Raw genomic sequence first — 25,662 nt, 5'->3', positions numbered from 1 at the left:
ATGCGCAGTCTGATTCTTATTGCCGCGCTTCTGGGCGTATCGCTCCCGGCTGTTGCCAGTCAGGGTGAGTATCTCGCTCGCGTGGGCGATTGCACCGCGTGCCACACCTCTGCAGACGGAGCCTTTATGGCGGGCGGTGTCGCCTTTGACACGCCGCTGGGCAAAATCTACTCCACCAACATCACACCGGATAAGGAAAACGGCATCGGTGCTTACACCTTTGAGGACTTTGACCGCGCCATGCGTCAGGGTATCGGCCGCGAAGGGCAGGCGCTGTACCCGGCGATGCCTTACACCAGTTACGCCAGACTCACTGAAGTAGACATGCGCGGGCTGTATGACTACTTCATGAAAGAGGTGCAGCCGCAACCTGTAGCCAACCGTGACAATGACATTCCGTGGCCGCTGTCCATGCGCTGGCCGTTACGCATCTGGCAGTGGCTGTTCCACGACACTGATGAATATGTCGCCAACACGGACAAGAGTGCTGCATACAACCGCGGTGCGTATCTGGTGCAGGGCCTTGGCCATTGCGGCGCATGCCACACTCCGCGCGGCTGGGCGATGCAGGAGCTGGCCATGGATGAAGGCGACGAGCGTTATCTGGCCGGTGCCGAGTTGGATGGTTGGTACGCCAGCGATCTGCGTAGTCTCAATATTGAGGCTGCTGAACTGCAGTCACTGATGCGCACAGGCCGATCTAAAGACTTCAGCGTCAGCGGGCCGATGGCGGATGTCATCAGTCACAGCAGTCAGTACTTTACCCAAGAGGACCTTACCGGGTTGGCTGAATACCTGCTGGCTAACAGTCGCGTTCCAAAGTCGGCACGCGCTTCTGCTCCGCCAACTGAGCCCGACCCGCAGGCGCAGCGCCTGTATGCAAGTTACTGCTCGGTTTGCCACGGAAATGAAGGGCAGGGCGTGGACTACGTGGTGCCCGCACTGGTCGGAAACCCAACCGTGATTTCGGATAACCCCAGCAGCCTGTTGCAAGTGCTGTTGAAAGGCTCGCACAGTCCGCGAACATTGGAGCATATGGGCTATGCCATGCCCGGCTACGGCTGGACGCTGGATGATGGGCAGCTGGCTGGTCTGGCCAACTACCTGCGCAGTCAGTGGGGCAATCAGGCTACGCGGGTCAACGCTGGTGAGGTGGCTTCGCTGCGATCAACCCAGCGCGCGCATTAGCCCGACTGGGTGTAGAAATGTAATGTGATAGGGGTTGAACCAACGGCATTAACACAGGCCCAAGCTGGGGGGCGATTCCTGCAGTAAGCTCGAATCGCCTCGCTGCTTTCGGTTTAGATTCGCCGCAGCCAACGCAGTTGCGGTTGCGCCATGCCCAATGGGGAGGGCAGCGCTGCCGGAGCAAACCTGATGGCCCGTGTATTTAGGAGTCTGTATGAGTTTCTCATTGTTAAACCGCTATGCCTTTTTCGGCTTTTGCGTTCTCTTCACTCTGTTCAGCTTGCCGTTTCTCGGCGCACACGAATGGCTGTGGGTTATCACCCTGATTACAGCGGTACTGAGCGTGGTGGGCTGGCGTGATTTGACCCAGAAGCGGCATGCCGTTTTACGCAATTACCCGATACTTGGCCACTTTCGCTACATGATCGAAGCGATTCGCCCTGAAATTCGCCAATATCTGCTAGAAAACGATAAAGAGCAGCTGCCGTTTTCCCGGGCTCAGCGCTCACTGGTTTACGCCCGCGCTAAAAAGCAAAGCTCGGAAAAAGCCTTCGGCACGCTGGCGGATGTCTACGAGAACGGCTTTGAGTTTATTGGCCACTCCATGGCCCCGGCGGTGCACTGTGACCCGGCCACCTTCCGCATCACCATTGGCGGCCCGCAGTGTAAGCACCCGTATTCCGCGTCAGTCTTCAATATCTCCGCTATGAGCTTCGGCTCGCTTAGCGCCAACGCTATCCGTGCGCTGAACCGTGGCGCGAAAATGGGCGGCTTCTATCACGACACCGGCGAGGGCAGCATCAGCCCGTATCACCGTGAAAACGGTGGCGATCTGGTCTGGGAACTGGGCAGCGGCTACTTTGGCTGCCGCACGGAAGACGGGCGTTTTGATCCTAAGCGCTTTGCCGAGCAAGCCGCCGACCCGCAAGTAAAGATGATCGAAATCAAGCTCAGCCAGGGCGCAAAGCCGGGCCACGGCGGCATCCTGCCTAAGCACAAGATCACCCAGGAAATTGCCAGCACCCGTGGTGTACCGATGGGGCAGGACTGCGTATCACCGGCCAGCCATTCCGAGTTCTCCAACCCCACCGAGCTGCTGCAATTCGTTCAGCGCCTGCGTGAGCTGTCAGATGGCAAACCGGTCGGCTTCAAATTCTGCCTGGGCCATCCGTGGGAGTTTATGGGCATCGCCAAAGCCATGCTGGAAACCGGCATCCTCCCGGACTTTATCGTCGTGGACGGCAAAGAGGGCGGCACCGGCGCAGCTCCACTGGAGTTCACCGATCACATCGGCGTGCCGCTGCGTGAAGGCCTGCTGTTTGTCCACAACACCCTGGTTGGCGTAGGCCTGCGCGACAAAATCCGCATCGGTGCCAGCGGCAAGATCGTCAGCGCATTCGACATTGCCAGCGTCATGGCGCTGGGCGCTGACTGGGCCAACTCGGCCCGAGGCTTTATGTTTGCCATCGGCTGTATCCAGAGCCAGTCCTGCCACACCAACAAATGCCCGACCGGCGTGGCTACTCAGGACGAGCTACGCCAGCGCGCCCTGGTGGTGCCGGACAAAGCCGAGCGCGTCTACAGCTTCCACACCAACACCCTCAAGGCTCTGGCAGAAATGCTTGCTGCAGCGGGCCTGAAACACCCTGAGCAGATCGAAGCTAAGCACTTGGTGCGGCGTATGTCCGCCAGCGAGATCAAGCTGTACTCGCAATTGCACGTATTCCTCAAGCCGGGTGACTTGCTTAACGGCGGCGTGTCCGGCGAGTTCTATTCACGTATGTGGAAAGCGGCGCAAAGCCACACGTTTGAGCCTGCGGAGGTGGCGTGAGGCGTGTCTGTAATGTGATGCCAGATATTGTCCACAGGCTGGCTTCACCGCTACCTATCAGTTGATGTCCTGACACCACCCGCCGCTGATGGCCTGTGACATACGGGCGCTGCGATTGGCGGCGGGTTTCTACCGCTCTATCAATCCACTGCAACACAGTCTGCTTTAGCTGGTATGACTGCGGGCTGGCTTCCTACACGGCCCACTCATTCCGTGGCTTTGGAATTAAATATTTCTTTTGATTTCAGCTGCACTTTTATTCGTGCAGCCCGCATTCGCTCATCCGCGGGATGGCTGTTGCCTGATCGCGCTTCAAGAGTCACGTCCGGGCATCTTCTGTGCCTAGTGCCATGGCGCATCCGTAGATTTCCCTGTGCTAAATCCGCTTGCTATCTCAGCGCTTTTTAGCGCCGCTGCAGAGGTATTAGCCCTTCAAATGAGTGGATAGCCTCAGTGAGGCTACGTGGCCAGGGGGAGCTAACTATTCGATTGACATAAATCAAAAAATTAATAAGGATTAATCGTATGTGATAAATATAAATCGCACAGCGATACGGAGCATAAATTGTACGATCCGCTTGTCAATGCTCATCCCGGCGTCGGTGCGCCGCATTCGCCCTCATATTGGGTGGACACTGCTGGTACTGCGCCGGAGGATGACGGTCCGGTTAATGGGGCCATGGACGTTGAAGTCGCAATTATTGGTGCTGGTTACACCGGTCTGAGCTGTGCGCTGCACCTGGCTCGTGAGCACGGCATCCGTGCGGTCGTGCTGGAGGCCAACCAAGTGGCTTGGGGCTGCAGCGGTCGTAATGGCAGCTTTGCGCGTATTTCCGGTGGCCGGGTGCCGCTTGCTGAGCTGATCAAGCGCTATGGGCCGAGCACGGCCAAAGCCTATTTCGATGAAATGACAGCGGGTCTGAATACCGTGCGTGGCTTGATTGCTGACGGTCAGATCGACTGTGATGCACAACCTGATGGTGTGTTCAAAGTTGCCAGCCATGCCACGCATGTTGAAGGGCTGAAGCGTGAAGTCGGTCTGTACAACGATGTGCTGAAGTACGGCGCCAAGTTTGTCGAAGCAGATAATGTAAAAGCTGTACACAACGGCGCTGAAGCATTCGGTGCGCTGTATATGCCGGATGGTTTCTCCATGCACCCGCTGAAGCTGGCTTGGGGGATTCATCGTCAGGCGCGTGCTGCCGGTGCCAAGGTGCACACCCGCTCGCCAGTGACTGAATGGCACAGCGGCAATGGCAGTCATCGTCTGGTCACGCCCGGTGGTGTGGTGACCGCGCGCCGTGTGGTTGTGGCCACCAACGGCTACACCTCTCCCGCGCTTAATAAAGCCACCGCTGGCCGTGTGCTGCCGGTGCATTCGCAAATCATCGTTACCCGCCCGCTGACAGCTGAAGAAAAGCGTCAGAGCCTGGTGGGTTCCGAGTGCATGTTCGATACCCGCAACTTGCTCTCCTATTACCGACGTCTGCCGGATGACCGCATTATGTTCGGTGGTCGCAGCGCCATCACTGGCCGCGATGCGGAGAACCCGCAGCACCGGCAGAACCTGCATGACGCAATGTGCCGCAAGTTCCCGGCTTTGGCCGGCATTGAGGTGGATTACAACTGGGGCGGTTGGGTCGCCGTCAGTGAAAACTCGCTGCCCTTTATTTGTAAGGTGCCGGGGCTGGATAACGTGTTTTCAGCCGGTGGTTATGCAGGTAGCGGTGTGTCGTTCTCGGTGCAGGCGGGTAAGCGTCTGGCACAAATGGCAGCAGGTGAGGCTCAGCCCACGGCGATCGATTTTCTCCATCAGGTTCCCAAGCGTTTTCCGTTTCAGCCCTTCCTGCGCATTGGGCAACGCTTGGCCTATGCCTGGTATCGCTTCAAAGATGCTCAATAAATCAACCAATGCACCTTTAAAAGGCTGATCTGCATTAGCAGGGCTAGGGGAGGAGGCGGCTTTAAGTTTTTCGGTAACACAGCGTCAAAATGGGCATCGCCCTGCGTTCGATTCAACTGACTAATTACAACAACCTCAGGAGTTGAAAATGCGATCAACAAGATGGCGGATGACTGGCCTGGCTATCGCCATGGCCTTAAGTTCGATAGCTCAGGTTCAGGCAGCAGACACTGTGACGTTTGCTGGCTGGGGTGGAGCGTTGCAGGACGCCGAGCGCAAGGCGTATTTCAAACCTGCGGAAAAAGCGCTGGGCATCACTATTAAAGAAGACAACATGGACGGCCTGGCTGCTGTTCGTGCTCAGGTGATGTCGGGCAAGCCGAAGTGGGATGTGGTCGAGCTGGCTTCCAACGACTGCGTGCTGGCGCAAGAACAGGGGCTGACCGAGCCGCTGGACTATTCGGTAATCAGTACCGAGGGTGTGGCTGCGAATTTCTACGGTACCCATTGGATCGCCAGCAACGCTTATTCCACCGTACTGGGATGGGCCAATGATGCAGGCCCTAATACCCCGAAAACCTGGAAGGCCTTCTTCGATCCGGAAGTTAAAGCCGCCCGCTCGATGTACCGTCAGCCTTACACCACCCTTGAGCTGGCTTTGATCGCTGATGGCGTGTCGCCAAAAGAACTGTACCCACTGGATGTTGACCGGGCGTTCAAAGTGCTCGAGCGCATCAAGCCGCAGGTGGTGAACTGGTGGCGCAGTGGCTCTGACTCGGCCCAACTGCTTCGCAGCCGTGAAGTCGATGCGCTGTCGATTTGGGCATCGCGTGTAGACGAGTTGAAAAAGTCCGATGATCAGGTTGACTACACCTACGATCAGGCGCTGGTCGACTACGACTGCTTGGTAGTGCCTAAAGGCGCACCTAACAAAGAGCTGGCGATGAAACTTGTGGCTGAAATCATGAAGCCACACAGTCAGGCCACACTGGTTACCCTGATCCCTAACCCGCCGATCAACGTCAAAGCCTACGACACCGGTATTATTCCGGCCGAATTGGCGGCAACCCTTCCGACTGCTCCGGCAAACCTAGACAAAGTTGTGTTCTTCGATCCTGTTTGGTGGCAAGCCAACCAAGAAGAAGTGCAACGCCGTTTTGACCTGTTTATCCAGAACTAATTTAAGGCAGATCCTATGAAGTGCATGAAGATTAACCTGCTCAAAGGTGCAGTTGTCGCAGCATTGGCTATGGGTGCCAGTACTACCGTTCTTGCAGATAGCGTGACATTCGCTGGTTGGGGCGGAGCCCTGCAGGATGCTGAGCGAAAAGCCTACCTGGAACCTGCGGCCAAGACGCTGGGCATTACCATTAAAGAAGACAACATGGATGGCCTGGCTGCGGTCCGCGCCCAAGTGATGTCCGGTAAGCCAAAGTGGGACATCGTAGAGCTGGGCAGCACCGAGTGTGCGCAAGCCCAGCAAGAGGGCCTGGTTGAAGCGCTGGATTACTCGGTAATCGATGCTAAAGACGTGGATCAGAGCGTGGTTGCGTCCCACTGGATCGCCAGCCATGCCTACGCCACCGTTCTGGCTTGGGCTGAAGACACCGGGGCGCCTGTTGCGAAAAACTGGCAGCAGTTCTTTGACCCTGAGTTCAAAGGTGCCCGTGCACTGTATCGCCAACCATGGCTGACCATGGAAGCGGCTCTGCTCGGTGACGGTGTTGCTCCTAAAGATATTTACCCGCTGGACGTTGAGCGCGCCATCAAAGTGCTGGAGCGCATCAAGCCGCAAGTGTCTAACTGGTGGGGTGCTGGTGCAGACTCCGCGCAGCTGCTGCGCAGCCGTGAAGTGGACTTCCTAGCCATTTGGAATGGTCGTGTAAACGAGGTTAAGTCCAGCGGCGATACAGTTGATTACACCTTCGATGGTGCACTGCTCAGCCATGACTGCCTGGTTGTACCAAAAGGCGCGGCTAATAAAGATCTGGCCATGAAAGTGATCGCTGAGATCATGAAGCCGGAAAGCCAAGCCACGCTCGCCACGCTGATCCCATACTCCCCGGTGAATGCCAAGGCGTATGAGCTGCCGATCATCACCGAAGAGCTGGCAGCCCGCCTGCCGACTTCACCTCAGAACATCGACAAGGTAGTCACCGTGTCGCCTGAGTGGTGGGTAGCGAATCAGGAATCCGTGCGTCAGCGTTTCGCCCTGTTCCTGGCTGAGTGATCGGAATACCTGGTTGAAAAAGTGGGATGAGGCGCTCAGCGCCTCATCTTCGACAAAAAGGACGTTCGACGTCCGATGTGTGCCGAGTGTGATCATGTCCGAAGACCAAAAACTGTCAATGTCCATCGACATTGAAAACCTGACGAAGACCTACGGCAGCTTTGCTGCGTTGGATGATGTTTCGCTGTCGATTAAAAGCGGCGAATTTCTGTCCTTGCTCGGATCCTCCGGTTCCGGGAAAACAACGCTGTTAATGGCCCTGGCAGGGTTTGTTCGCCCTGATGCTGGCAGCATCCGTTTTGGTGGTCGTGAGATGATCTTCGAGCCGCCGCACAAGCGTGACGTTGGCATGATGTTCCAGAGCTATGCGCTGTTCCCGCATATGAACGTGTTCCAGAACGTGGCGTACCCACTGAAGTTGCGCGGTTACAACCGGGCCGATATCCGCAAGCGCGTGCAAGAGGCGCTGGCGATGGTAGAGCTGGATCACCTGATCGAACGCAATATCACCGAAATGTCCGGTGGTCAGCGTCAGCGCATTGCCCTTGCCCGGGCCATTGTGTTTGAACCGAAGATTCTGTTGATGGACGAGCCGCTCTCGGCCCTCGACAAACGCCTGCGTGAAACCATGCAGTTGGAGCTGCGTCGTCTCCACGAGCGCCTGGGTATGACCGTGGTCTATGTGACCCACGACCAGCGTGAAGCGCTGACTATGTCTGACCGCATTGCCGTGATGAGCAATGGCAAGATTTGCCAGATCGACACGCCGGTCAACCTTTACGAGCGTCCGGCTAACCGCTTTATTGCCGAGTTTGTCGGTGAGTCGTCCTGCTTGCCGGTCACCCTGAACAATGGTCAGGCGATCTTCCAGGGCCGTGCGCTGCAAGGCGCTAATGTCACCAACGACATGAAAAACCCGAGCCTGGTGGTGCGTCCGGAAAAACTGCAATTTATTACCGCCGATACCCTCGGTTATAACCACCTGCACGGCCAGGTCACGGATGTGATCTTCCAGGGCGAAAGCCAACTGGTGCAGGTTGATTTGGGCGAGGGCATGAACGTGGCCATCCGCCGCCCGACCCGAAGCTCAGAAAGCAGCCGCCTACCCGCTCGTGGCGAAAGTGTGGTGCTGGGGCTGCATGTGCAAGACACCCTGGTGGTGGGAGACGGGCAATGAGTAGCGCCGGTCTGGGTGCGTTGAACGCACGTGAATTGCAACGTGCCGAGCGGCTGCATCGCTGGTACCTGGTGGGTTCCGGTATACCGGCCCTGCTGTTGGTATTGCTGACCTTTGTGCTGCCGATTGGCTGGCTGTTCTGGCTGTCGCTGTTCGATGCCAATGGTCAACTGACCATTGCCAACTACACGCGTCTGCTGGAGCCTATCTATGTGCTGACCTTTGTGCAGACATTCAAGATCGCCATCATCGTCACCTTAGTCTGCGTCCTGATCGGCTATCCCTACGCTTACTTCATGGTTAAAGGCCCGCGTTGGCTGGGCAGCTTGGCGATGGCACTGCTGTTGGTGTCGCTGTGGACCTCGTTGTTGGTGCGCACTTACGCCTGGCTGGTCATTCTGCAGCGCCGGGGCATCGCCAACGACTTGCTGATGAGCCTGGGGATCACGGATATGCCATTGCCGTTGGTGCATAACCTCACCGGTACGGTAATTGGCATGGTGCACATCATGCTGCCGTTTATGATTCTGCCGCTGTACGCCGCAATGAAAAGCATCGACCCGATCTACAACCAGGCTGCTGCCACCTTTGGTGCGTCGCCGGCCCGGGCGTTCCGTGATGTGTTTCTGCCGCTGTCGCTGCCAGGTTTGGCGGCTGGGGCCACGCTGGTGTTCGTTATCACCCTGGGCTTCTACGTCACGCCGGCACTGCTCGGTGGTGGCAAGGTGCAGATGATTTCAATGCGAATCGAGAGCGACGTGTCCATGTACGCCAACTGGGGGGCTGCTTCCTCGCTGGGTGTGGTGCTGCTGGTGGCCACATTACTCATGCTGTTTATCGTCAAGAAAGGGGCTGGCCTCGGCCGGCGTGGTGAGTAAACCATGGCTCGAATCAAACAAACTCTGATCGAATCAGTGCGTGTCTCCTGGCTGTATGGGCTGGTGATCCTGACCATGCTGTTTTTGGTACTGCCCACGCTGATTGTGATTCCAATGTCGTTGTCGGATGCGCGCTACCTGAGCTTCCCGCCCAAGTCGCTGAGCATTGAGCCATTCTTTAACTACTTCGCTTCTTTGGAATGGCGTGCAGCAACCACGGTGTCGTTGATCACGGCCACGCTGACCATGCTGCTGGCCACCACCTTGGGCACCGCAGCAGCCTATTCCCTGCATGTGACCCAGTCGCGTTTCTCAGGCTTTATGCGCGGGCTGATGATGGCACCGATGATTGTGCCGACCATCTTCATCGCCATTGGCTTGTTCTTTGTCTACGCGCGCCTTGATCTGAACAACACCATTCCCGGTCTTGTGTTGGGGCATACGTTGCTGGCTTTGCCGTATGTGGTGATCAACGTAGGTGCCGGTCTGCGTAGTTATGACATGACGCAAGAGCACGCAGCGTGCATTCTCGGGGCTTCCCGCCTACGGGCCTTCTTCGACGTGACGCTGCCGCAGATCCGCTTCTCAGTGATTGCCGGTGCCATGTTCGCGTTTGCCATTTCTCTGGATGAAGCGGTGATCTCGCTGTTTATCAGTGGAGGTGATAGCGCCACGCTGACCAAGCGCATGTTTACCTCGCTGCGCTCAGAGATCGATCCACTGATTGCAGTTGTTGCCACTCTGATGACGACGCTGTCGATCATCATGCTGGGCATCAGCATCGTGGCTCAGCGCAAAGCTAAGAGGAACGCTGCATGAGCAACGCCAACCTGCGTCTGGCCCATGCCAGCCGTGAGGTGGTCGAGTTCTTCTGGAACGGCCGCCGGCTGAGGGCACGAGAGGGTGAAAGCCTGGCTACTGCGTTGCTCGCCAATGGAATTCGCACCCTGGCCTGGACCCGTAAGTCGCACCGCCCGCTGGGCTATTCCGGCAGCTATGTGAGTGGAGTATTGGCCAGGGTCAACGGGGTGCCCAACGTGCGACTGGATCTAGTGCCAGTCAGTGCTGGGGCTCGGGTTGAGATGCAAAACTGCTGGCCGTTTCCTGGGTTTGATGTGCTGCGTCTGTCGCGGCTGATCCCAGCAGGTTGGATACAAGGTGGCTTCGAGCACACCAATTTGGTGCCCAGCGGGACCTCGCTGTTCCAGCGTTGGGAAGCTTTTCTGGCATTCCTCGCTGGCGTTGCCAAACCGGCTGAGCCGACGGGTGAAGTTGCGGTGCCTGAGGGGCGTTACCTAAGTGCCGACGTTCTGGTTATTGGCGGAGGCCCGGCGGGCTGCGCCGCAGCCAACGACGCTGCTGCAGCGGGGCGCAGTGTGGTGCTGGTAACCCGCGGCCAAAGCCTCGCGCGCTATGCCCGGGCGGCCGGCCTGGCCGAGCCGGTGCTTGATCAGCGTGTACAGCTGGTCACCGCAGTGGAGGTTTTTGGTGCATATCGCGAGGGTGAACTGCTGTTGGGCGCTCCTCACGATCCTGCACAAGGTGCGCTGGCGCTGGAGGCCGAACAGGTGATTCTCGCCACTGGCCGCCGCGCTTGCCCGCCGGTTGTTCCGGGTATGTGGTTACCCGGAGTGATGGATGTACGCACCGCCTTGATCATGGCTCATCAACAGGCCGTAGCGCCGGGAGCGAAAGTGGTGGTGGTGGGCAATGGCGAACAGGAAGCTGTGGCCAAACGCCTGCGTGAGCTGGGTGTGACCGTGGTGGCTGCACGCTATATGGCAGATTTGAAACGCGTAATCGGACGCAATCAGGTACGCGCTGCACAGTTTGGCGAGCGTGTCAGTTGTGACGCGGTGGTGCATGCAGGCGCATGGCTGAGTGAAGCCAGTCTGACTTTTCAAAGCCGTGCGGAAGGCTTGTTGCAATTGCGCGAGCAACGTCCGAGCCGTTTGCAAACAGTGGGCTCGGCGGCTGACGCTGATCAGCTACTGCCGGTGGCCGCCCGTTCGCGGCACAAGGCTTTGCTATGCCCATGCTTTGATGTGTCCTGCCATGAGGTGGAAGCCTTGATTGCACAGGGCATTACGGATTTGGAAGTGATTAAACGCCTGACGTCCTGCGGGATGGGACCGTGTCAGGGACAGCCCTGCTGGGATTCACTGCGCGCATTGGTCAGCGTGCGCAGCGGTATCGCGCTGGAAAACCTGCCCAGACCGACGCTGCGCCCGCCACGCCGCGCCCTTAGCGTGGCGCAGGCTGCCGGTTTGGGTGATGTGGTGGCACCGTTGCAATGAATACGCTAAAGCCATTGCCTGGCAAGGCATCGATCATTATCGTCGGCGGCGGCATACAGGGCCTGTCGCTGGCATTTAACTTGGCTGAGCTAGGCGTGCGCGACATCCTTGTGTTGGATGCCGGCTACTGGCAGGGCGGCGCGTCGGGCCGTAACGGCACGTTAATTCGCGGCGCGTTCAGTTCACCTGAGTGGACAAGGTTCTTTGCCCATTCCTGCCACTTGTGGCAGGGACTGTCTAAAAAACTGGGCGAAAACGTTATGTATTCGCGCCGTGGCTACACCATGGTCGGCGAGCGCAGCGCCACCGCGCAGTTGTTGGACCGCACGCTGGCCGTGCATAAAGACTGCGGTATCAACTCCAGCCTGCTGACGCCAGCGCAACTGCGTCAGGTGCTGCCAGCTATTGCCCATGAACGGGTCAGCGCTGCTTTGCATCTGCCAGACAGTGGCGTGGCGCCGCACCATGCTGCTATGTACGCCTACCGCAAGGCCTGTGAAGCCCGTGGAGTCGCCATTCACTACCGCACAGAAGTCACCGCCATCGAGCACAGCGCCGGGCGAGTTTCCGGGGTGCAGGTTGGTAACCGGCACATCGCGGCGGACACTGTGGTGTTGGCAGGTGGTGCAGAAAGCAATCGTCTGGCACAACTGGCCGGCGTGGCCCTGGACGGTTACCCAATGCGCCTTGAGGCGATGGCCTTGGAGCCAACTCGTCCTTTAATCGGCCCGGCAGTGGCATTGCTTGATCGCCTCTGTTATATGCACCAGACCGCGCGGGGTGAAGTGGTCGGTGGGGCTGAAGTAGCGGAGCGCCCGCAGCACACATTGAATGCTGATGTGCCGGTGATGGCGGCAACAGCTAAGGCTTATCTGGAGATGTTTCCGCAACTGGGTCACGCACGTATTTTGCGTCAGTGGGCGGGGCTTGTGCACATCTCCAAAGACTTCGGACCGTTGCTGGGAGCGCATCCTCAGCAAGCGGGTTTATTCGTGAGCGCTGGTTGGTGCTATGGCCATGCGGGGGCACCGGCAGCGGGTGAACTACTGGCCAAAGCTATCGTCAGTGGCATCGTGGATGAACGCATGCGGCCGTTTGCCGTAGACCGATTTGAACGCAACCAACCGGTCGTAGAGCCGGGTATTGTCTTGAGCCATTTCGAATGAAAGACAGCTTGAACTGCACTGAGATCTGCGAGCTTCTCGCGGCAACAAAAGGATAGCGCCATGAGTTCCCTAGAAGATTCGCCACTCTTTATCACGGCCTTGAGCAAAGGATTGTCGATTATTACGGCATTTAAGGCCGGACGCCCCAGCATGAGCCTTGTCGAGCTTGCTGAGGTTACGGGCTTGAATAAAAGCACTGTGCAGCGCTCGGCTTTCACCCTTGAGGCGCTGGGTTACCTGCACAAAGACCCAGTGACCAAGCGCTTTCGTTTAGCACCCAAATCCCTTGATTTGGGTGCCGGCTACCTACAGACCAGCGAGCTTATCGAGCGCGCCAATCCGTATTTGCACGAGCTCAACCGTGATGTGGAGGAGAGCTGCAACCTGCTGGAACCCTGTGGTTTGGACATGCTCTACGTAGCGCGCTTCCCCAGCCACAAACAGATTTCCATCCACATGCCATTGGGCCGTCACTTGCCGATGTACTGCACGGCAGCAGGGCGTGCATATCTGGCCGTACTGCCACGCGCTGAAGCTGATGAAATCTTGCGTGCCTCTGAGCTCAGGAGTTACACCTCAAACACCGTCACGCAACTGGAGTCATTGCAGACCATCGTTGCTGAGGCGCGTAGTGATGGCTACGCCTATGCGAGGGAAGAATATTTTGCTGGCGATATCAGTGTGGCCGCAGCTGTGGTTAATGCCGATGGCTACCCGCTGGGCTCCGTGGGTATCTCAGTGCCGATCAGCCGCTGGAGCTTAGAGGATGCCCGTAAGTATTTGGCGCCCAAGGTGATCAACACGGCACGAACCATCGCCAGCGCTACGCGAAGCTTACGCCCCGTGAGTTAACAGCCCGGGGATATCCACCCCCTAATCAAACTGCTGCGAGCCAAGGCTTGCGGTATAGGTTTCTTTTTGCCCGCTAACGGGCCTCTGTATCTGGAGAGCGCAATGAGTCAAACAATGAAGGCCGCTGTTCTACACGCCGTAGGCGAACCCTTGCGTATTGAGCAAGTACCTATCCCGCAACCCGGCCCGGGCGAAGTGCTGATCCGTATTGCGGCCTGCGGCGTATGCCACAGTGATCTGCACGCCATTGATGGCGACTGGTCGGCCTTGCCGACGCTGCCGCTGATTCCCGGCCACGAAATCACCGGCCACGTGGCTGCCCTCGGCGCGGGTGTGACTGAGCCTGCTATCGGTACTGCTGTCGGTATGCCGTGGATGTACAGCGCTTGTGGCACGTGCGAATACTGCCTGGCGGGTATGGAGACCATCTGTGAGCGCCGTGAGTCCACCGGCTACAGCAAGCAAGGTGGTTATGCTGAATACATGGTCGCTCCGGCAGCGTTTGTTGCCACCATCCCTGAAGGCGCTGATCTGTACTCGTTGGCCCCAATCCTCTGCGCCGGCGTTACCACTTACCGTGGCCTGATGCGCTCCCGCGCCCGCGCCGGTCAGTGGGTTGCAGTCATGGGTATTGGTGGTCTCGGTCACGTGGCCGTGCAGTACGCGATTGCCATGGGCCTGCGTGTTGCCGCTATTGATGTGGATCCAGAGAAGCTGGAGTTGGCTCGCGGTTACGGTGCCGAGGTGCTGATCAACGCCCTCGACAATCCGGTTGAAACCCTTAAGCAGAAAATCCCCGGTGGCGTGCACGCGGTGCTGGTGACTGCCACTGCCAATGCTGCTTTTGAGCAGTCGGTGAAGATGCTGCGTCCGGGTGGCACCGCCGTATTTATCGGCCTGCCGGGGGGTGACGCTGACACCGTGCGCGCATCGATTTCCGCTATCAGCGGCTGGGAGCTGTCGATCACCGGCTCCAACATCGGCACCCGCCAGGACCTCAACGAAGCCGTCGCTTTCGCGGCCCGTGGTCAGGTTAAAGCCCAGGTCAGCCTGGAAAGCCTCGACGACATCAACGACATCTTTGAGCGCATGCGCAAGGGCCAGCTGGTTGGCCGCACCGTGCTGAAAATTGCCTGATCACTTTTGCCTTAACAGGAGTCACTTTATGACCATCACTCGCCTGCAACCTAATCCGGGTCTGCTCAGCCACGCACTGGTACACAACGGTATCGTTTACATCACCGGCCAGGTTCCTGCTGACCGCACTCAGGATGTCGCCGGGCAGACTGCTCAGGTGCTGGAGCGCATTGATGCGCTGCTGGCCGAAGCCGGTTCCGACAAATCCCACATCCTGTTTGCGCAAATCTGGCTGAAACACGCGGTGAAAGATTTCGCTGCCATGAACGCCGTATGGCGTGAGTGGATTCCGCAGGACGCACTACCGGCCCGCGCTACCGTCGAAGCCAACATGGCTGCTGACAATATTCTGGTGGAAATCGCCCTGCAGGCCGCCGTAAAAGCCTAAGACGTTTCGCCATTAGTAAAAGGCCGGGGCGGCGTGGCTGCACCCGGCACTGGAGAGTTTTATGAGCATTGTTGGCCATTTGATTAACGGCGAAGTGGTTCAGGGTACTGGCCGCAGCGTTGACGTATACAACCCATCCACCGGCGCTGTGACCAAGAAAGTCGCGCTGGCCGATCGCGCCACCATCCAGCAGGCCATCGACGTGGCCAAAGCTGCCTTCCCGGCTTGGCGTAACACGCCGCCTGCTAAGCGCGCGCAAATCATGTACCGCTTCAAGCAACTGCTGGAGCAGAACGAAGCCAAAATCTCCCAGCTAATCAGCGAAGAGCACGGTAAAACTCTGGAAGATGCGGCTGGTGAACTTAAGCGTGGTATCGAGAACGTCGAGTTCGCCTGTGGCGCGCCGGAAATCCTCAAAGGCGACTACAGCCGTAACGTCGGCCCGAACATCGACGCCTGGACTGACCTGCAGCCAGTTGGCGTTGTTGCCGGTATCACCCCGTTCAACTTCCCGGCGATGGTGCCGCTGTGGATGTACCCGCTGGCCATCGTTTGCGGTAACTGCTTCATCCTCAAGCCGTCCGAGCGTGACCCAAGCTCCACGCTGTTTATCGCTCAGCTGCTGCTGGAAGCCGGTCTGCCGAAGGGCGTAATGACCGTGATCAACGGCGACAAAGAAGCGGTAGACGCGCTGATCGAAGCCCCGGAAGTTAAAGCCCTGAGCTTCGTTGGTTCGACTCCAATCGCCGAATACATCTACAGCGAAGGCACCAAGCGCGGTAAGCGCGTACAGGCTCTGGGCGGCGCGAAAAACCACGCCGTACTGATGCCGGATGCCGACCTGAACAACGCTGTAAGCGCACTGATGGGCGCAGCGTACGGTTCCTGCGGCGAGCGCTGCATGGCCATCTCCGTAGCCGTTTGCGTAGGCGATCAGATTGCTGACGCGCTGGTAGAAAAACTGGTTCCGCAGATCAAAGCGCTGAAAATCGGTGCTGGCACTTCCTGCGGTCTGGACATGGGCCCGCTGGTGACCGCCGCTGCCCGTGACAAAGTTAAAGGCTACATCGACGCTGGTGTAGAGCAGGGCGCTGAGCTGGTTGTAGACGGTCGCAGCCTGGTGGTTGACGGTCACGAAGATGGCTTCTTCGTCGGCGGCACGTTGTTCGACAAAGTAACCCCGGAAATGACCATCTACACCGACGAAATCTTCGGCCCGGTACTGTGCATCGTGCGCGTCGGTAGCCTGGAAGAGGCGATGAAGCTGATCAACGATCACGAGTACGGAAACGGCACCTGCATCTTCACCCGCGACGGTGAAGCGGCGCGCCTGTTTGTCGACGAGATCGAAGTAGGTATGGTCGGTGTCAACGTACCGCTGCCAGTACCGGTCAGCTACCACAGCTTCGGCGGCTGGAAGCGCTCTCTGTTCGGCGACCTGCACGCTTACGGCCCGGACGGCGTACGCTTCTACACCAAGAAAAAAGCAGTTACTCAGCGTTGGCCGCAGCGCGCCAGCCACGAGGCTGCGCAGTTCGCGTTCCCAAGCAACAGTTAACCCGTGCAGCCGGGCGGGGCAGAGCGTTCCGTCCGGCGTCCCTTATCAGAGGCGAGAATAAGCATGAACAATGCACATAAATTCTATATCGACGGCCAGTGGGTAGATTCCCGCTCGGGCAACACTCTGGACGTAATCAACCCGGCCACTGAGCAAGCCTTCATCAGCATTGCTGTGGGTAACTCGGCAGATGTGGACGCAGCAGTTGAAGCGGCCGCCAAAGCCTTCCCGGCGTTCTCCGTGACCAGCGTTGAATCGCGTCTGGCACTGCTCAAAGAGATTCTGCGGGTATACAACCTGCGCTATGAAGACCTGGTTCAGGCTGTCAGCCAGGAAATGGGCGCACCGCTGCACTTCGCCCGTGACGCGCAAATCTGGAGTGGCCGCGCTCACTTGGAATCCACCATTGCCGCGCTGGAAAAATTCCAGTTCAGCGAAGACCACGGCACCACCCATGTGGTGCGTGAGGCCATCGGTGTTTGCGCCCTGATTACTCCGTGGAACTGGCCGCTGAACCAGATCGTCTGCAAAGTCGCTCCGGCCATTGCTGCAGGCTGCACCGTGGTGCTCAAGCCAAGTGAAATCGCTCCGCTGACCGGCATCATCTTCGCTGAAATCATGCACGAAGCGGGCGTCCCGGCTGGCGTGTTCAACCTGGTAAACGGCACCGGCCCGGATGTTGGCCAACACATGGCCAGCCACCCTAAAGTGGACATGGTCTCCTTCACCGGCTCTACCCGCGCCGGCATTATCGTCGCCAAAGCGGCTGCCGATACTGTTAAGCGTGTAGCGCAGGAACTGGGCGGCAAGTCGGCCAATATCCTGCTGGAAGACGCAGACTTTGACGTCGCAGTGGCCAAAGGTGTGCAGGGCTGCTTCTCCAACACCGGCCAGTCGTGCGACGCGCCGACCCGCATGCTGGTGCCGCGTGCGCAACACGCCCGCGCGCTGGAAATCGCCAAAGCCACCGCTGAAAAGATTGTCACCGGCAGCCCGCTGGAAAGCACCACCAACCTCGGCCCGGTTATCAGCGAAGCCCAGTTCGAGAAGATTCAGGGCCTGATCGCCAAAGGCATCGAAGAAGGCGCCACTCTGGTTACCGGTGGCCTGGGTCGCCCTGAAGGTCTGGAAGTTGGTTACTACGTGAAACCCACCGTATTCGGTGACGTCACTCCGCAGATGACCATCGCCCGCGAAGAGATCTTCGGCCCAGTGCTGTCCATCCTGCCGTACGACAGCGAAGAGCAAGCCATCGAAATCGCCAACGACACCGTATACGGCCTGGCCGCTTACGTGCAGTCCACCGATATCGAGCATGCCCGCAAAGTCGCAGGCCGCATGCGCGCTGGTTCCGTGTACCTGAACTACCCGGACTGGGACACCTTCGCGCCGTTTGGTGGCTATAAACAGTCCGGTAACGGCCGTGAATACGCCGGTTGGGGTATCCACGATTTCCTCGAAATCAAAGGCGTAGTGGGCTGGAGTAACTAACTGCCTGTCTGATACAGAGCAGTTAAACGCAAACATGGGCCTGAAACATTTCAGGCCCATGTTTGTTTATGGGGACACGTACTTGCCGCTGTGGATAACTCAAACCGGCAAACACACGCCCGTGCCACGCAGGCCGCAATAGCCGCCGGGGTTTTTCGCCAGATACTGCTGGTGATAAGCCTCGGCGTAATAGAAGGTCGGCGCCATGCTGATTTCCGTAGTGATCGCACCAAAGCCCTGAGCCTCCAGCGCCTGCTGAAACTGCTCGCGGCTGGCTTCCGCGGCAGCCAGTTGTTCATCCGTTGTGCAATAAATAGCCGAGCGGTACTGGGTGCCGATGTCGTTGCCCTGACGCATGCCCTGAGTCGGGTTGTGCACCTCCCAGAACAGCTTGAGCAAATCCTCATAACTGATCACCTGCGGATCAAACACCACCAGCACCACCTCAGTGTGGCCGGTCAGGCCTGAGCAGGTTTCCTCATACGTCGGGTTAGGCGTAAAGCCGCCGGCATAACCCACCGCCGTACTCCACACACCTTCCTGCTGCCAGAAACGGCGCTCAGCACCCCAAAAACAACCCAGACCAAATACCGCTTGTTGCAGATGCTCAGGGAACGGCCCCTTCAGCGGATTACCGTTTACATAGTGCTGCGCAGGCACAGACATGGCTTCAGCACGACCTGGCAGCGCCTGCTCAGCGCTAGGCAGATGGCTTTTTTCGGTGAGAATTTGTGAACGCAGAACCATAAAGGTGTCCTTGTCTGGCTATTCAAAAGGGTTCAACACCAACTAGGCTTGCCGGATAAGTTGGTACCAATGTTTCGATATGAAGATGATAAGGGCAGGGAGCCGCATTTCAACGCGGGTACGGCTTACAGTAAGCGGGCTACCCGATAAGTCTTATAACAGCACTAGCCTAAGGGGAAAGGTGGATCATGCAACTACGACAGACAAGATCGCGACTATCGGCGTTAATCCTGAGTTGCTGGCTGGCCGCGCCACTGGCCTTTGCCACCGATCCCGCGCCCATCCTTAGCAGCAATGAACAAGGCCAGTACCTGCAAGAGCTGAAGCGCACCTACCAAACCCAAAACGAACGCCAGGCCTTGCTCGCCCACTGCAACCAACTGCTGAAAACCTACGCACTCACCGCAGGCTACCAAGTCGGCCAGGCCAAACGCGAAGACCTCACCTACCAACTGCGCGAAGGCGACAGCGGCGAACTGCTCCTGCGCGAAGAAAAACGCGACCCGCAAAACCACACCCTGTCCGTCAGCAACCGCGTCGTCCCGCTATTCGGCGTAGACCCCTTCGTCCGCTACGAATGCCCCAACTCCGGCATCACCTGCACCCTCCGCACACCGGGCGATGGCAGCAGCACACTGCTCACAATCGTCCGTGACCATAAAGGCGCGAGTGAGTTGGCTAAGGCGTTGAGTTATTTGATTCGGAATTTGCAGAAGGGGTGAGGGGCTTTGTGGTTGGTTTGCAGCATTTCGGCAGGCCGCATACGGCCAGTAGCGCTCATTGGACGTCTACAAAACCAGAGGCGATTCAAACCAACGTGACGGCCCAACTCTATTTCACCGATCCAGCCGCTAACTGAAATGCGTAGCCGGGGACAGACCACGATATTGATACTGTCGTGGGGAATCCAAAGCTGCCTCTGCCGGCAGTAAGCAACTGCTCCTGGCCGCAACCTTCGGAAGCGAACCGAGAGATCAGTTATATGGGGCAAGAAGCATGACGAAGAAAAAACAGAAAAAGACTAAACATCCAGCTACCGGTATTTGTGCTCTTCTGTCAACAGAGGGGCCGTATGCGAAATCGCATCTAATCCCTCTAGCACTCACCTCCCCAGAGCAAAAAGGATCAAAATTCATCGAGGCAGGCCGAGGCATGCGACCGATCCGCCGCCCTACCAGTTGGTACGATTCCGAGTTATGCACCCATGCTGGCGAGTTAATCCTTAGAGATATCGACAATCATGGAATATCGATACTCAGGAAACACAAACTTATCTGGAACAGTTGGCCACCAAAAAAGAGCTCTATCGCCTTTGAGGACTACGTTGCCCCTCCAAACCCGGCGCTCATGAACTTCCGACGCTTTCAGCTAGCGGAAAAAGACGCTACACGACTGAAGATCTTTTATCTGAGCATTTTGTGGCGATTCCTTTCAAGCAAGCGTCCAGAGTTCTCCTATTTAGAGAACATAGGCATTGATTTAAATGAGTTGACAGGTCATATCAGAGCCCAAACAGCCCCCGGAAAAGGCCTCTATTTGATCTGCCTCCATCAACATGTCACCCGCGGCTTTACTCACAACCACTCGCCTACTATTCAAGAGATGGAAATTGAAAAGGGTGAAGCCTCGGTAAAGATACGATTCTATAGAATTTACTTTAATGGCCTAGTGGCTCATCTCTATCCCCGAACCGAGCCAGGGCTTGAGCACATGGGCACAGAGGCATCTATCTATATCGGTGAAGCCAATGATCTTGTCGTCTTCACTAGACCATTTGAACAATCTCGCCAAGAAACTGAATCTATTCACGAAATCATGGATACTGTTCGCCTATGGCCTGCCGAGTCGATTCGAATTGGCGTTTGAAAAGACCAATTAGGTCTCAGCAGTTGCATGACGCAGATACCGCCGCCGGCCATGTTCAAGCAATTCTCGAAGACAGCCCAATGAGCGTCATGCATAGCTTACGCTGCGCTTATCTGGCTATCGATTCTGGCCCATCAGAGGAAGCTGTTAAGAGGCTGCATAACCGGGGACAGACCACGATATTGATACTGACGTGGGGAATCCAAAGCTGCCTCTGCTCCCTTAAGCGACTGCTCCTGGCCGATAGCGGTCTTACGCCAAATTCTGCTTGGTATCAGAGCTAACCCTGCATCGACTGCATATAGCAGACCAATGCAATCACTAGCCATTTCCTTCTTAAAGCGCACACAAAAAAACCCCGCCAATTGGCGGGGTTGAGGTTAACGAGCGTGGCAGCTCGAAATCGTTACAGCAGCAGGGTGCGGATGTCGGCTAGGACGTCGCCCAGGCGCTTGGTGAAGCGGGCGGCGGCGGCGCCGTTGATCACGCGGTGATCGTAGGACAGTGACAGCGGCAGCATCAGGCGTGGTTGGAAGGCTTTGCCGTCCCACACTGGTTGCATGGTGGCTTTGCTGACACCGAGGATCGCCACTTCCGGCGCGTTGACGATCGGCGTAAAGCCGGTGCCGCCAATGTGGCCGAGGCTGGAGATGGTGAAGCAGGCGCCTTGCATGTCGTCCGCCGAGAGCTTTTTGTTGCGGGCCTTGTCGGCCAGCTCAGCGGCTTCGGCAGCCAGTTGCAGCAGGCTCTTCTGATCCACATTCTTGATCACCGGAACCAGCAGGCCGTCAGGGGTATCCACGGCGAAGCCGAGGTTGACGTATTTTTTGCGGATCAGCGCTTTGCCGCTTGGGGCCAGTGAGCTGTTGAAGTCCGGCATTTCCTTGAGCAGGAAGGCGCTGGCTTTAAGCAGCAGTGGCAGTACGGTGAGCTTAACGCCAGCCTTTTCAGCAACGGCTTTCTGCGCAACGCGGAAGGCTTCCAGCTCGGTGATGTCGGCGCTGTCGAACTGAGTCACGTGCGGTACGTTGAGCCAGCTGCGGTGCAGGTTGGCAGCACCGACCTGCATCAGGCGGGTCATCGGTACTTCTTCAACTTCACCGAACTTGCTGAAGTCCACGGTCGGGATCGGCGGAATGCCTGCGCCGCCAGTGGCTGCAGCGGCTTCCGGCGCGGCCTTGGCCTTGCTCATCATGGCTTTGACGTAGGCTTGCACGTCCTCTTTGAGGATGCGGCCTTTCGGACCGGTGCCGGTCACGTCTGCCAGGTCGACACCAAACTCGCGGGCGGTCAGGCGTACAGCCGGGCCAGCGTGCACTTTGACGCCTTCGCGCTTGGCGATGCCGGCGTTTTCAGCTGCAGCGGAAAGGGCGGCAATGGCGCGCACTTCTGCGGCGATGTGCGGGGCTGCGCCTTCCGGCACGCGATGCACTTCGCGCTTGGCTGGCGCTTCAGCAGCTGGAGCCGGAGCGGCGGCAGGTGCTGGTTGCTCAGCGGCGGCCGGTGCAGCGCCTGCGACTTTGAGCTTGAGGATCAGGTCGCCGGTGCCGACGTCGGCATCCAGCTTAACCAGCACTTCTTCCACCACGCCCGCAGCCGGAGATGGAATCTCCATGCTGGCTTTGTCGGACTCAAGGGTGATCAGGGATTGATCAACCTCAACGGTGTCGCCTTCCTTAACCAAAATCTCGATGACTTTGGCGGTTCCAGCGGAGCCGATATCCGGGACGTGAATGTCCTGCACGCTGCTGGCAGCGGCCGCTGGGGCCGGAGCAGGGGCGGCAGCTGGCGCAGGCGTGGGCTCTGCAGCTGCCGGAGCGGCTGCAGGTGCTTCGGCGGCTGGCGCTGCGGCTGGGGTGTCGCCTTCGACTTCCAGCTCAAGCAGCTCATCGCCTTCTTTGAGCTTGTCGCCCAGTTTGACTTTCAGTGCGGTGATCACACCGGCTTTCGGGGCCGGGATTTCCATGCTTGCTTTGTCCGACTCCAGCGTCAGCAGGCTTTGATCAGCCTCGATGCGGTCGCCGACCTTAACGAACAGTTCAATTACTTCACCCTCACCGCTGCCGATGTCGGGGACGCGAATCAATTCACTCATTGCGACGCTCCTTAGCAGTCCAGTGGGTTTGGTTTTTCAGGATCAATGCCGAACTTGGCGATGGCATCGGCCAAGACCTTGGCTTCGATTTCGCCACGGTCAACCAAGGCTTCCAGAGCAGCCAGAACAACCCACTGACGATCCACTTCGAAGAAGTGGCGCAGTTTCTTGCGGCTGTCACTGCGGCCAAAGCCGTCGGTGCCCAGCACTTTGTATTCCTTGCTCGGTACCCACTGGCGGATTTGCTCGGCGAAGACCTTCATGTAGTCAGTGCTGGCTACAACCGGGCCGTTACGGCCGCTGAGGCACTCTTGCACGTAGGTCTGCTTCGGTTTCTGGCCGGGGTGCAGGCGGTTATAACGCTCAACAGCGAGGCCGTCGCGACGCAGTTCGTTGAAGCTGGTGACGCTCCAGACATCCGCGCCGATGTTGTATTCGTCACGCAGAATCTTCGCTGCTTCGCGGACTTCACGCAGGATGGTGCCGCAGCCCAGCAGTTGTACGTGGTGGGCAGCTTCGCGCTTGTCTTCTTCGAGCAGGTACATGCCCTTGATGATGCCTTGCTCTACACCGGCTGGCATTGCTGGCTGCTGGTAGGACTCGTTCATCACGGTGATGTAGTAGAAGACGTCTTCCTGCAGTTCGGTCATGCGCTTCATGCCGTCCTGAATGATCACCGCCAGCTCGTAGCCGTAAGTCGGGTCATAGGAATGGCAGTTCGGGATGGTGGAAGCCAGTACGTGGCTGTGACCGTCTTCGTGCTGCAGACCTTCACCGTTCAGGGTGGTACGGCCAGCGGTGCCGCCGATCAGGAAGCCACGGGTGCGGCTGTCGCCAGCGGCCCAAGCCAGGTCGCCGATACGCTGCAGGCCGAACATCGAGTAGAAGATGTAGAACGGCAGCATCGGCTGGTTGTGGGTGGAGTACGAGGTACCGGCAGCGATGAAGGAACTCATGGCACCGGCTTCGTTGATGCCTTCTTCGAGGATCTGACCTTTCTTGTCCTCTTTGTAGAACATCACCTGGTCTTTATCCACAGGCTCATACAGCTGGCCTACGGAGGAGTAGATGCCTAGCTGACGGAACATGCCTTCCATACCAAAGGTACGAGCTTCGTCCGGGATGATCGGGACGATGCGCTGGCCGATGTCTTTGTCCTTCACCAACTGCGCGAGGATGCGTACGAAGGCCATGGTGGTGGAGATTTCGCGCTCGCCGGTGCCGTCGAGGATGGCCTTGAGGGTTTCCAGCGGCGGTGTCGGGATGCTGAAGCTCTTACGGCGACGCTGCGGTACAAAGCCACCCAGCGCGGCGCGGCGTTCGGCAATGTAACGGGCTTCGGCGCTGCCTTCTTCCGGTTTAACGAAGGGCAGGTGCTCGAGCTGGTCGTCGCTGACCGGGATGTCGAAGCGGTCGCGGAACTGGCGCAGGCTTTCCACGTCGACTTTCTTGGTGTTGTGCGCGGTGTTCTGCGCTTCACCGGAGCCGGTGCCGTAGCCTTTGATGGTCTTGGCCAGGATTACGGTCGGCTGACCTTCGTGGTTGACCGCGTCGTGGTAGGCCGCGTAGACCTTGTACGGGTCGTGGCCGCCACGGTTCAGACGCCAGATCTCGTCGTCGGATAGGTCAGCGACCATGGCCTTGAGTTCTGGGGTGTTGAAGAAGTTTTCGCGAACGTAAGCGCCGTCTTTGGCTTTGTAGTTCTGGTATTCGCCGTCGACTACTTCGTCCATGCGGCGTTGCAGGTGGCCGTCGACGTCTTTGGCCAGCAGCGGGTCCCAGAAGCGGCCCCAAACGACTTTGTTTACATTCCACTGAGCGCCGCGGAAGACGCCTTCCAGTTCCTGAATGATCTTGCCGTTGCCGCGAACCGGGCCGTCGAGGCGCTGCAGGTTGCAGTTGATGACGAAGATCAGGTTGTCCAGCTTCTCGCGGCCAGCCAGGGAGATGGCACCGAGGGATTCCGGCTCGTCACACTCGCCGTCACCCAGGAAGCACCAGACTTTCTGCTTACCGGCCGGGATAAAGCCACGCGCTTCCAGGTACTTCATGAAGCGGGCTTGGTAGATGGCCTGGATCGGGCCCAGACCCATGGATACGGTCGGGAACTGCCAGAAGTCCGGCATCAGCCATGGGTGTGGATAAGAGGAGAGACCTTTGCCGTCGACTTCGCGACGGAAGTTTTTCATTTGGTCTTCGCTGATGCGGCCTTCCATAAAGGCACGGGCGTAAACGCCTGGGCTGGCGTGGCCCTGGAAGAAGATCAGGTCGCCGCCGTGCTCTTCAGTTGGAGCCTGGAAGAAGTAGTTAAAACCAATGTCGTACAGCGTCGCGGAGGAGGCGAAGCTGGAAATGTGACCACCGAGGTCGGAATCCTCAAGGTTGGTACGCATCACCATGGCCAGTGCGTTCCAGCGCACCAGGGAGCGGATGCGGCGCTCCATAAACAGGTCACCCGGCATGCGTGCTTCGTGAGTTACCGGGATGGTGTTGCGGTAGGGCGTGGTAATTGCGTATGGCAATTGTGCGCCGCTACGTGTAGCCAGTTCACCCATGCGGGTCATCAGATAATGTGCGCGGTCTTCACCCTCGTTTTCGAGGACTGACTCAAGGGCGTCCAGCCATTCCTGGGTTTCGACGGGATCGAGGTCTTGCATGGCTTGCTCCAGGGCTCAAAGGCTTCCAGAATCGGAGGCCAGATACCGCAGCCAGCTTTGTGAGCGGCTGCGCAAATTATTGGGTTGGCCGGGTATAAGCGGCTGGTTGTAGTTTTACTACATTCCGACGCTAATTTCAGCCCTTTAGACACAAATGTTAGTAGTTACACTACATATCAATCAGTTAGTTCCAGGTTAATC

The 25,662-nt window shown here is 57.9% G+C and carries 20 protein-coding genes; 17 read left to right on the top strand and 3 right to left on the bottom strand.

The genetic code is table 11. The features are described from left to right. The 15 genes from AO726_RS19430 (at nucleotide 1) to AO726_RS19360 (ending at nucleotide 18,096) form a co-directional block, all read left to right on the top strand. Complete coding sequence (locus AO726_RS19430) at nucleotides 1–1,188, top strand: c-type cytochrome (RefSeq protein ID WP_082629192.1); 1,188 nt, start codon at nucleotides 1–3, stop codon at nucleotides 1,186–1,188. A gap of 214 nt (nucleotides 1,189–1,402) precedes the next feature. Further along, a complete protein-coding gene (locus AO726_RS19425) occupies nucleotides 1,403–3,019 on the top strand; it encodes an FMN-binding glutamate synthase family protein (RefSeq protein WP_058069762.1) in 1,617 nt (538 codons plus the stop codon). A gap of 565 nt (nucleotides 3,020–3,584) precedes the next feature. Further along, a complete protein-coding gene (locus tag AO726_RS19420; protein ID WP_058069761.1) occupies nucleotides 3,585–4,922 on the top strand; it encodes an NAD(P)/FAD-dependent oxidoreductase in 1,338 nt (445 codons plus the stop codon). Nucleotides 4,923–5,070: 148 nt separating this feature from the next. Further along, the gene (locus tag AO726_RS19415) at nucleotides 5,071–6,102 is read left to right on the top strand and encodes an ABC transporter substrate-binding protein (RefSeq protein ID WP_058069760.1); all 1,032 of its coding nucleotides are present in this window, start codon (nucleotides 5,071–5,073) and stop codon (nucleotides 6,100–6,102) included. 24 nt (nucleotides 6,103–6,126) lie between these two features. After that, complete coding sequence (locus tag AO726_RS19410; protein ID WP_058069816.1) at nucleotides 6,127–7,152, top strand: polyamine ABC transporter substrate-binding protein; 1,026 nt, start codon at nucleotides 6,127–6,129, stop codon at nucleotides 7,150–7,152. A 94-nt stretch (nucleotides 7,153–7,246) separates the two neighbouring features. After that, nucleotides 7,247–8,329: an ABC transporter ATP-binding protein gene (locus tag AO726_RS19405; protein ID WP_058069759.1), complete on the top strand. Its 1,083-nt coding sequence runs from the start codon at nucleotides 7,247–7,249 to the stop codon at nucleotides 8,327–8,329. After that, on the top strand, nucleotides 8,326–9,207 hold the full coding sequence (locus tag AO726_RS19400) for an ABC transporter permease (protein ID WP_058069758.1): 882 nt from the start codon (nucleotides 8,326–8,328) through the stop codon (nucleotides 9,205–9,207). The genes AO726_RS19405 and AO726_RS19400 overlap by 4 nt, the downstream gene beginning before the upstream one ends. Nucleotides 9,208–9,210: 3 nt before the next feature. Next, nucleotides 9,211–10,026 (top strand): ABC transporter permease, encoded by an 816-nt coding sequence (locus AO726_RS19395; protein WP_058069757.1) that lies wholly within the window; start codon nucleotides 9,211–9,213, stop codon nucleotides 10,024–10,026. Next, nucleotides 10,023–11,504, top strand: coding sequence for a 2Fe-2S iron-sulfur cluster-binding protein (locus AO726_RS19390; RefSeq protein WP_058069756.1), 1,482 nt, complete (start codon nucleotides 10,023–10,025; stop codon nucleotides 11,502–11,504). The genes AO726_RS19395 and AO726_RS19390 overlap by 4 nt, the downstream gene beginning before the upstream one ends. After that, nucleotides 11,501–12,670, top strand: a complete 1,170-nt coding sequence (locus tag AO726_RS19385) for an NAD(P)/FAD-dependent oxidoreductase (RefSeq protein WP_058069755.1) — start codon at nucleotides 11,501–11,503, stop codon at nucleotides 12,668–12,670. Before AO726_RS19390 ends, AO726_RS19385 begins: the two co-directional genes overlap by 4 nt. Nucleotides 12,671–12,730: 60 nt before the next feature. Then, nucleotides 12,731–13,522, top strand: coding sequence for an IclR family transcriptional regulator (locus tag AO726_RS19380; protein WP_058069754.1), 792 nt, complete (start codon nucleotides 12,731–12,733; stop codon nucleotides 13,520–13,522). A gap of 102 nt (nucleotides 13,523–13,624) precedes the next feature. After that, on the top strand, nucleotides 13,625–14,659 hold the full coding sequence (locus AO726_RS19375) for a zinc-dependent alcohol dehydrogenase (protein WP_058069753.1): 1,035 nt from the start codon (nucleotides 13,625–13,627) through the stop codon (nucleotides 14,657–14,659). Nucleotides 14,660–14,687: 28 nt separating this feature from the next. Continuing rightward, nucleotides 14,688–15,047 carry a RidA family protein gene (locus tag AO726_RS19370; protein ID WP_058069752.1) on the top strand — a complete coding sequence of 120 codons (360 nt, stop codon included), beginning with the start codon at nucleotides 14,688–14,690 and terminating at the stop codon, nucleotides 15,045–15,047. Between the two features lie 61 nt (nucleotides 15,048–15,108). Next, nucleotides 15,109–16,605, top strand: coding sequence for a CoA-acylating methylmalonate-semialdehyde dehydrogenase (locus AO726_RS19365; protein WP_058069751.1), 1,497 nt, complete (start codon nucleotides 15,109–15,111; stop codon nucleotides 16,603–16,605). Nucleotides 16,606–16,668: 63 nt separating this feature from the next. Further along, complete coding sequence (locus tag AO726_RS19360; RefSeq protein WP_058069750.1) at nucleotides 16,669–18,096, top strand: aldehyde dehydrogenase family protein; 1,428 nt, start codon at nucleotides 16,669–16,671, stop codon at nucleotides 18,094–18,096. A gap of 99 nt (nucleotides 18,097–18,195) precedes the next feature. Here AO726_RS19360 and msrA read toward each other — a convergent pair whose 3' ends face one another. Next, nucleotides 18,196–18,843 (bottom strand): peptide-methionine (S)-S-oxide reductase MsrA, encoded by a 648-nt coding sequence (gene msrA / locus AO726_RS19355; RefSeq protein ID WP_058069749.1) that lies wholly within the window; start codon nucleotides 18,841–18,843, stop codon nucleotides 18,196–18,198. Between the two features lie 188 nt (nucleotides 18,844–19,031). Here msrA and AO726_RS19350 point away from each other — a divergent pair, with 188 nt between their 5' ends. Beyond that, a complete protein-coding gene (locus AO726_RS19350) occupies nucleotides 19,032–19,565 on the top strand; it encodes a hypothetical protein (protein ID WP_058069748.1) in 534 nt (177 codons plus the stop codon). A gap of 274 nt (nucleotides 19,566–19,839) precedes the next feature. Continuing rightward, a complete protein-coding gene (locus tag AO726_RS19345; RefSeq protein WP_152987326.1) occupies nucleotides 19,840–20,709 on the top strand; it encodes a hypothetical protein in 870 nt (289 codons plus the stop codon). Nucleotides 20,710–21,115: 406 nt separating this feature from the next. On the opposite strand, the gene aceF is transcribed toward AO726_RS19345, so the two are convergent. Together aceF and aceE are read right to left on the bottom strand one after the other, a co-directional pair. Beyond that, on the bottom strand, nucleotides 21,116–22,804 hold the full coding sequence (gene aceF, locus AO726_RS19340; protein WP_058069746.1) for a dihydrolipoyllysine-residue acetyltransferase: 1,689 nt from the start codon (nucleotides 22,802–22,804) through the stop codon (nucleotides 21,116–21,118). Nucleotides 22,805–22,815: 11 nt separating this feature from the next. Then, complete coding sequence (aceE, locus tag AO726_RS19335) at nucleotides 22,816–25,461, bottom strand: pyruvate dehydrogenase (acetyl-transferring), homodimeric type (RefSeq protein ID WP_058069745.1); 2,646 nt, start codon at nucleotides 25,459–25,461, stop codon at nucleotides 22,816–22,818. Nucleotides 25,462–25,662: the final 201 nt, after the last annotated feature.

The organism is Pseudomonas sp. TTU2014-080ASC, assembly GCF_001446935.1.
GTDB lineage: Bacteria > Pseudomonadota > Gammaproteobacteria > Pseudomonadales > Pseudomonadaceae > Aquipseudomonas.
The sequence above is the reverse complement of the archived record's forward strand: the minus strand, read 5'-3'. Positions and strand labels throughout refer to the sequence as shown.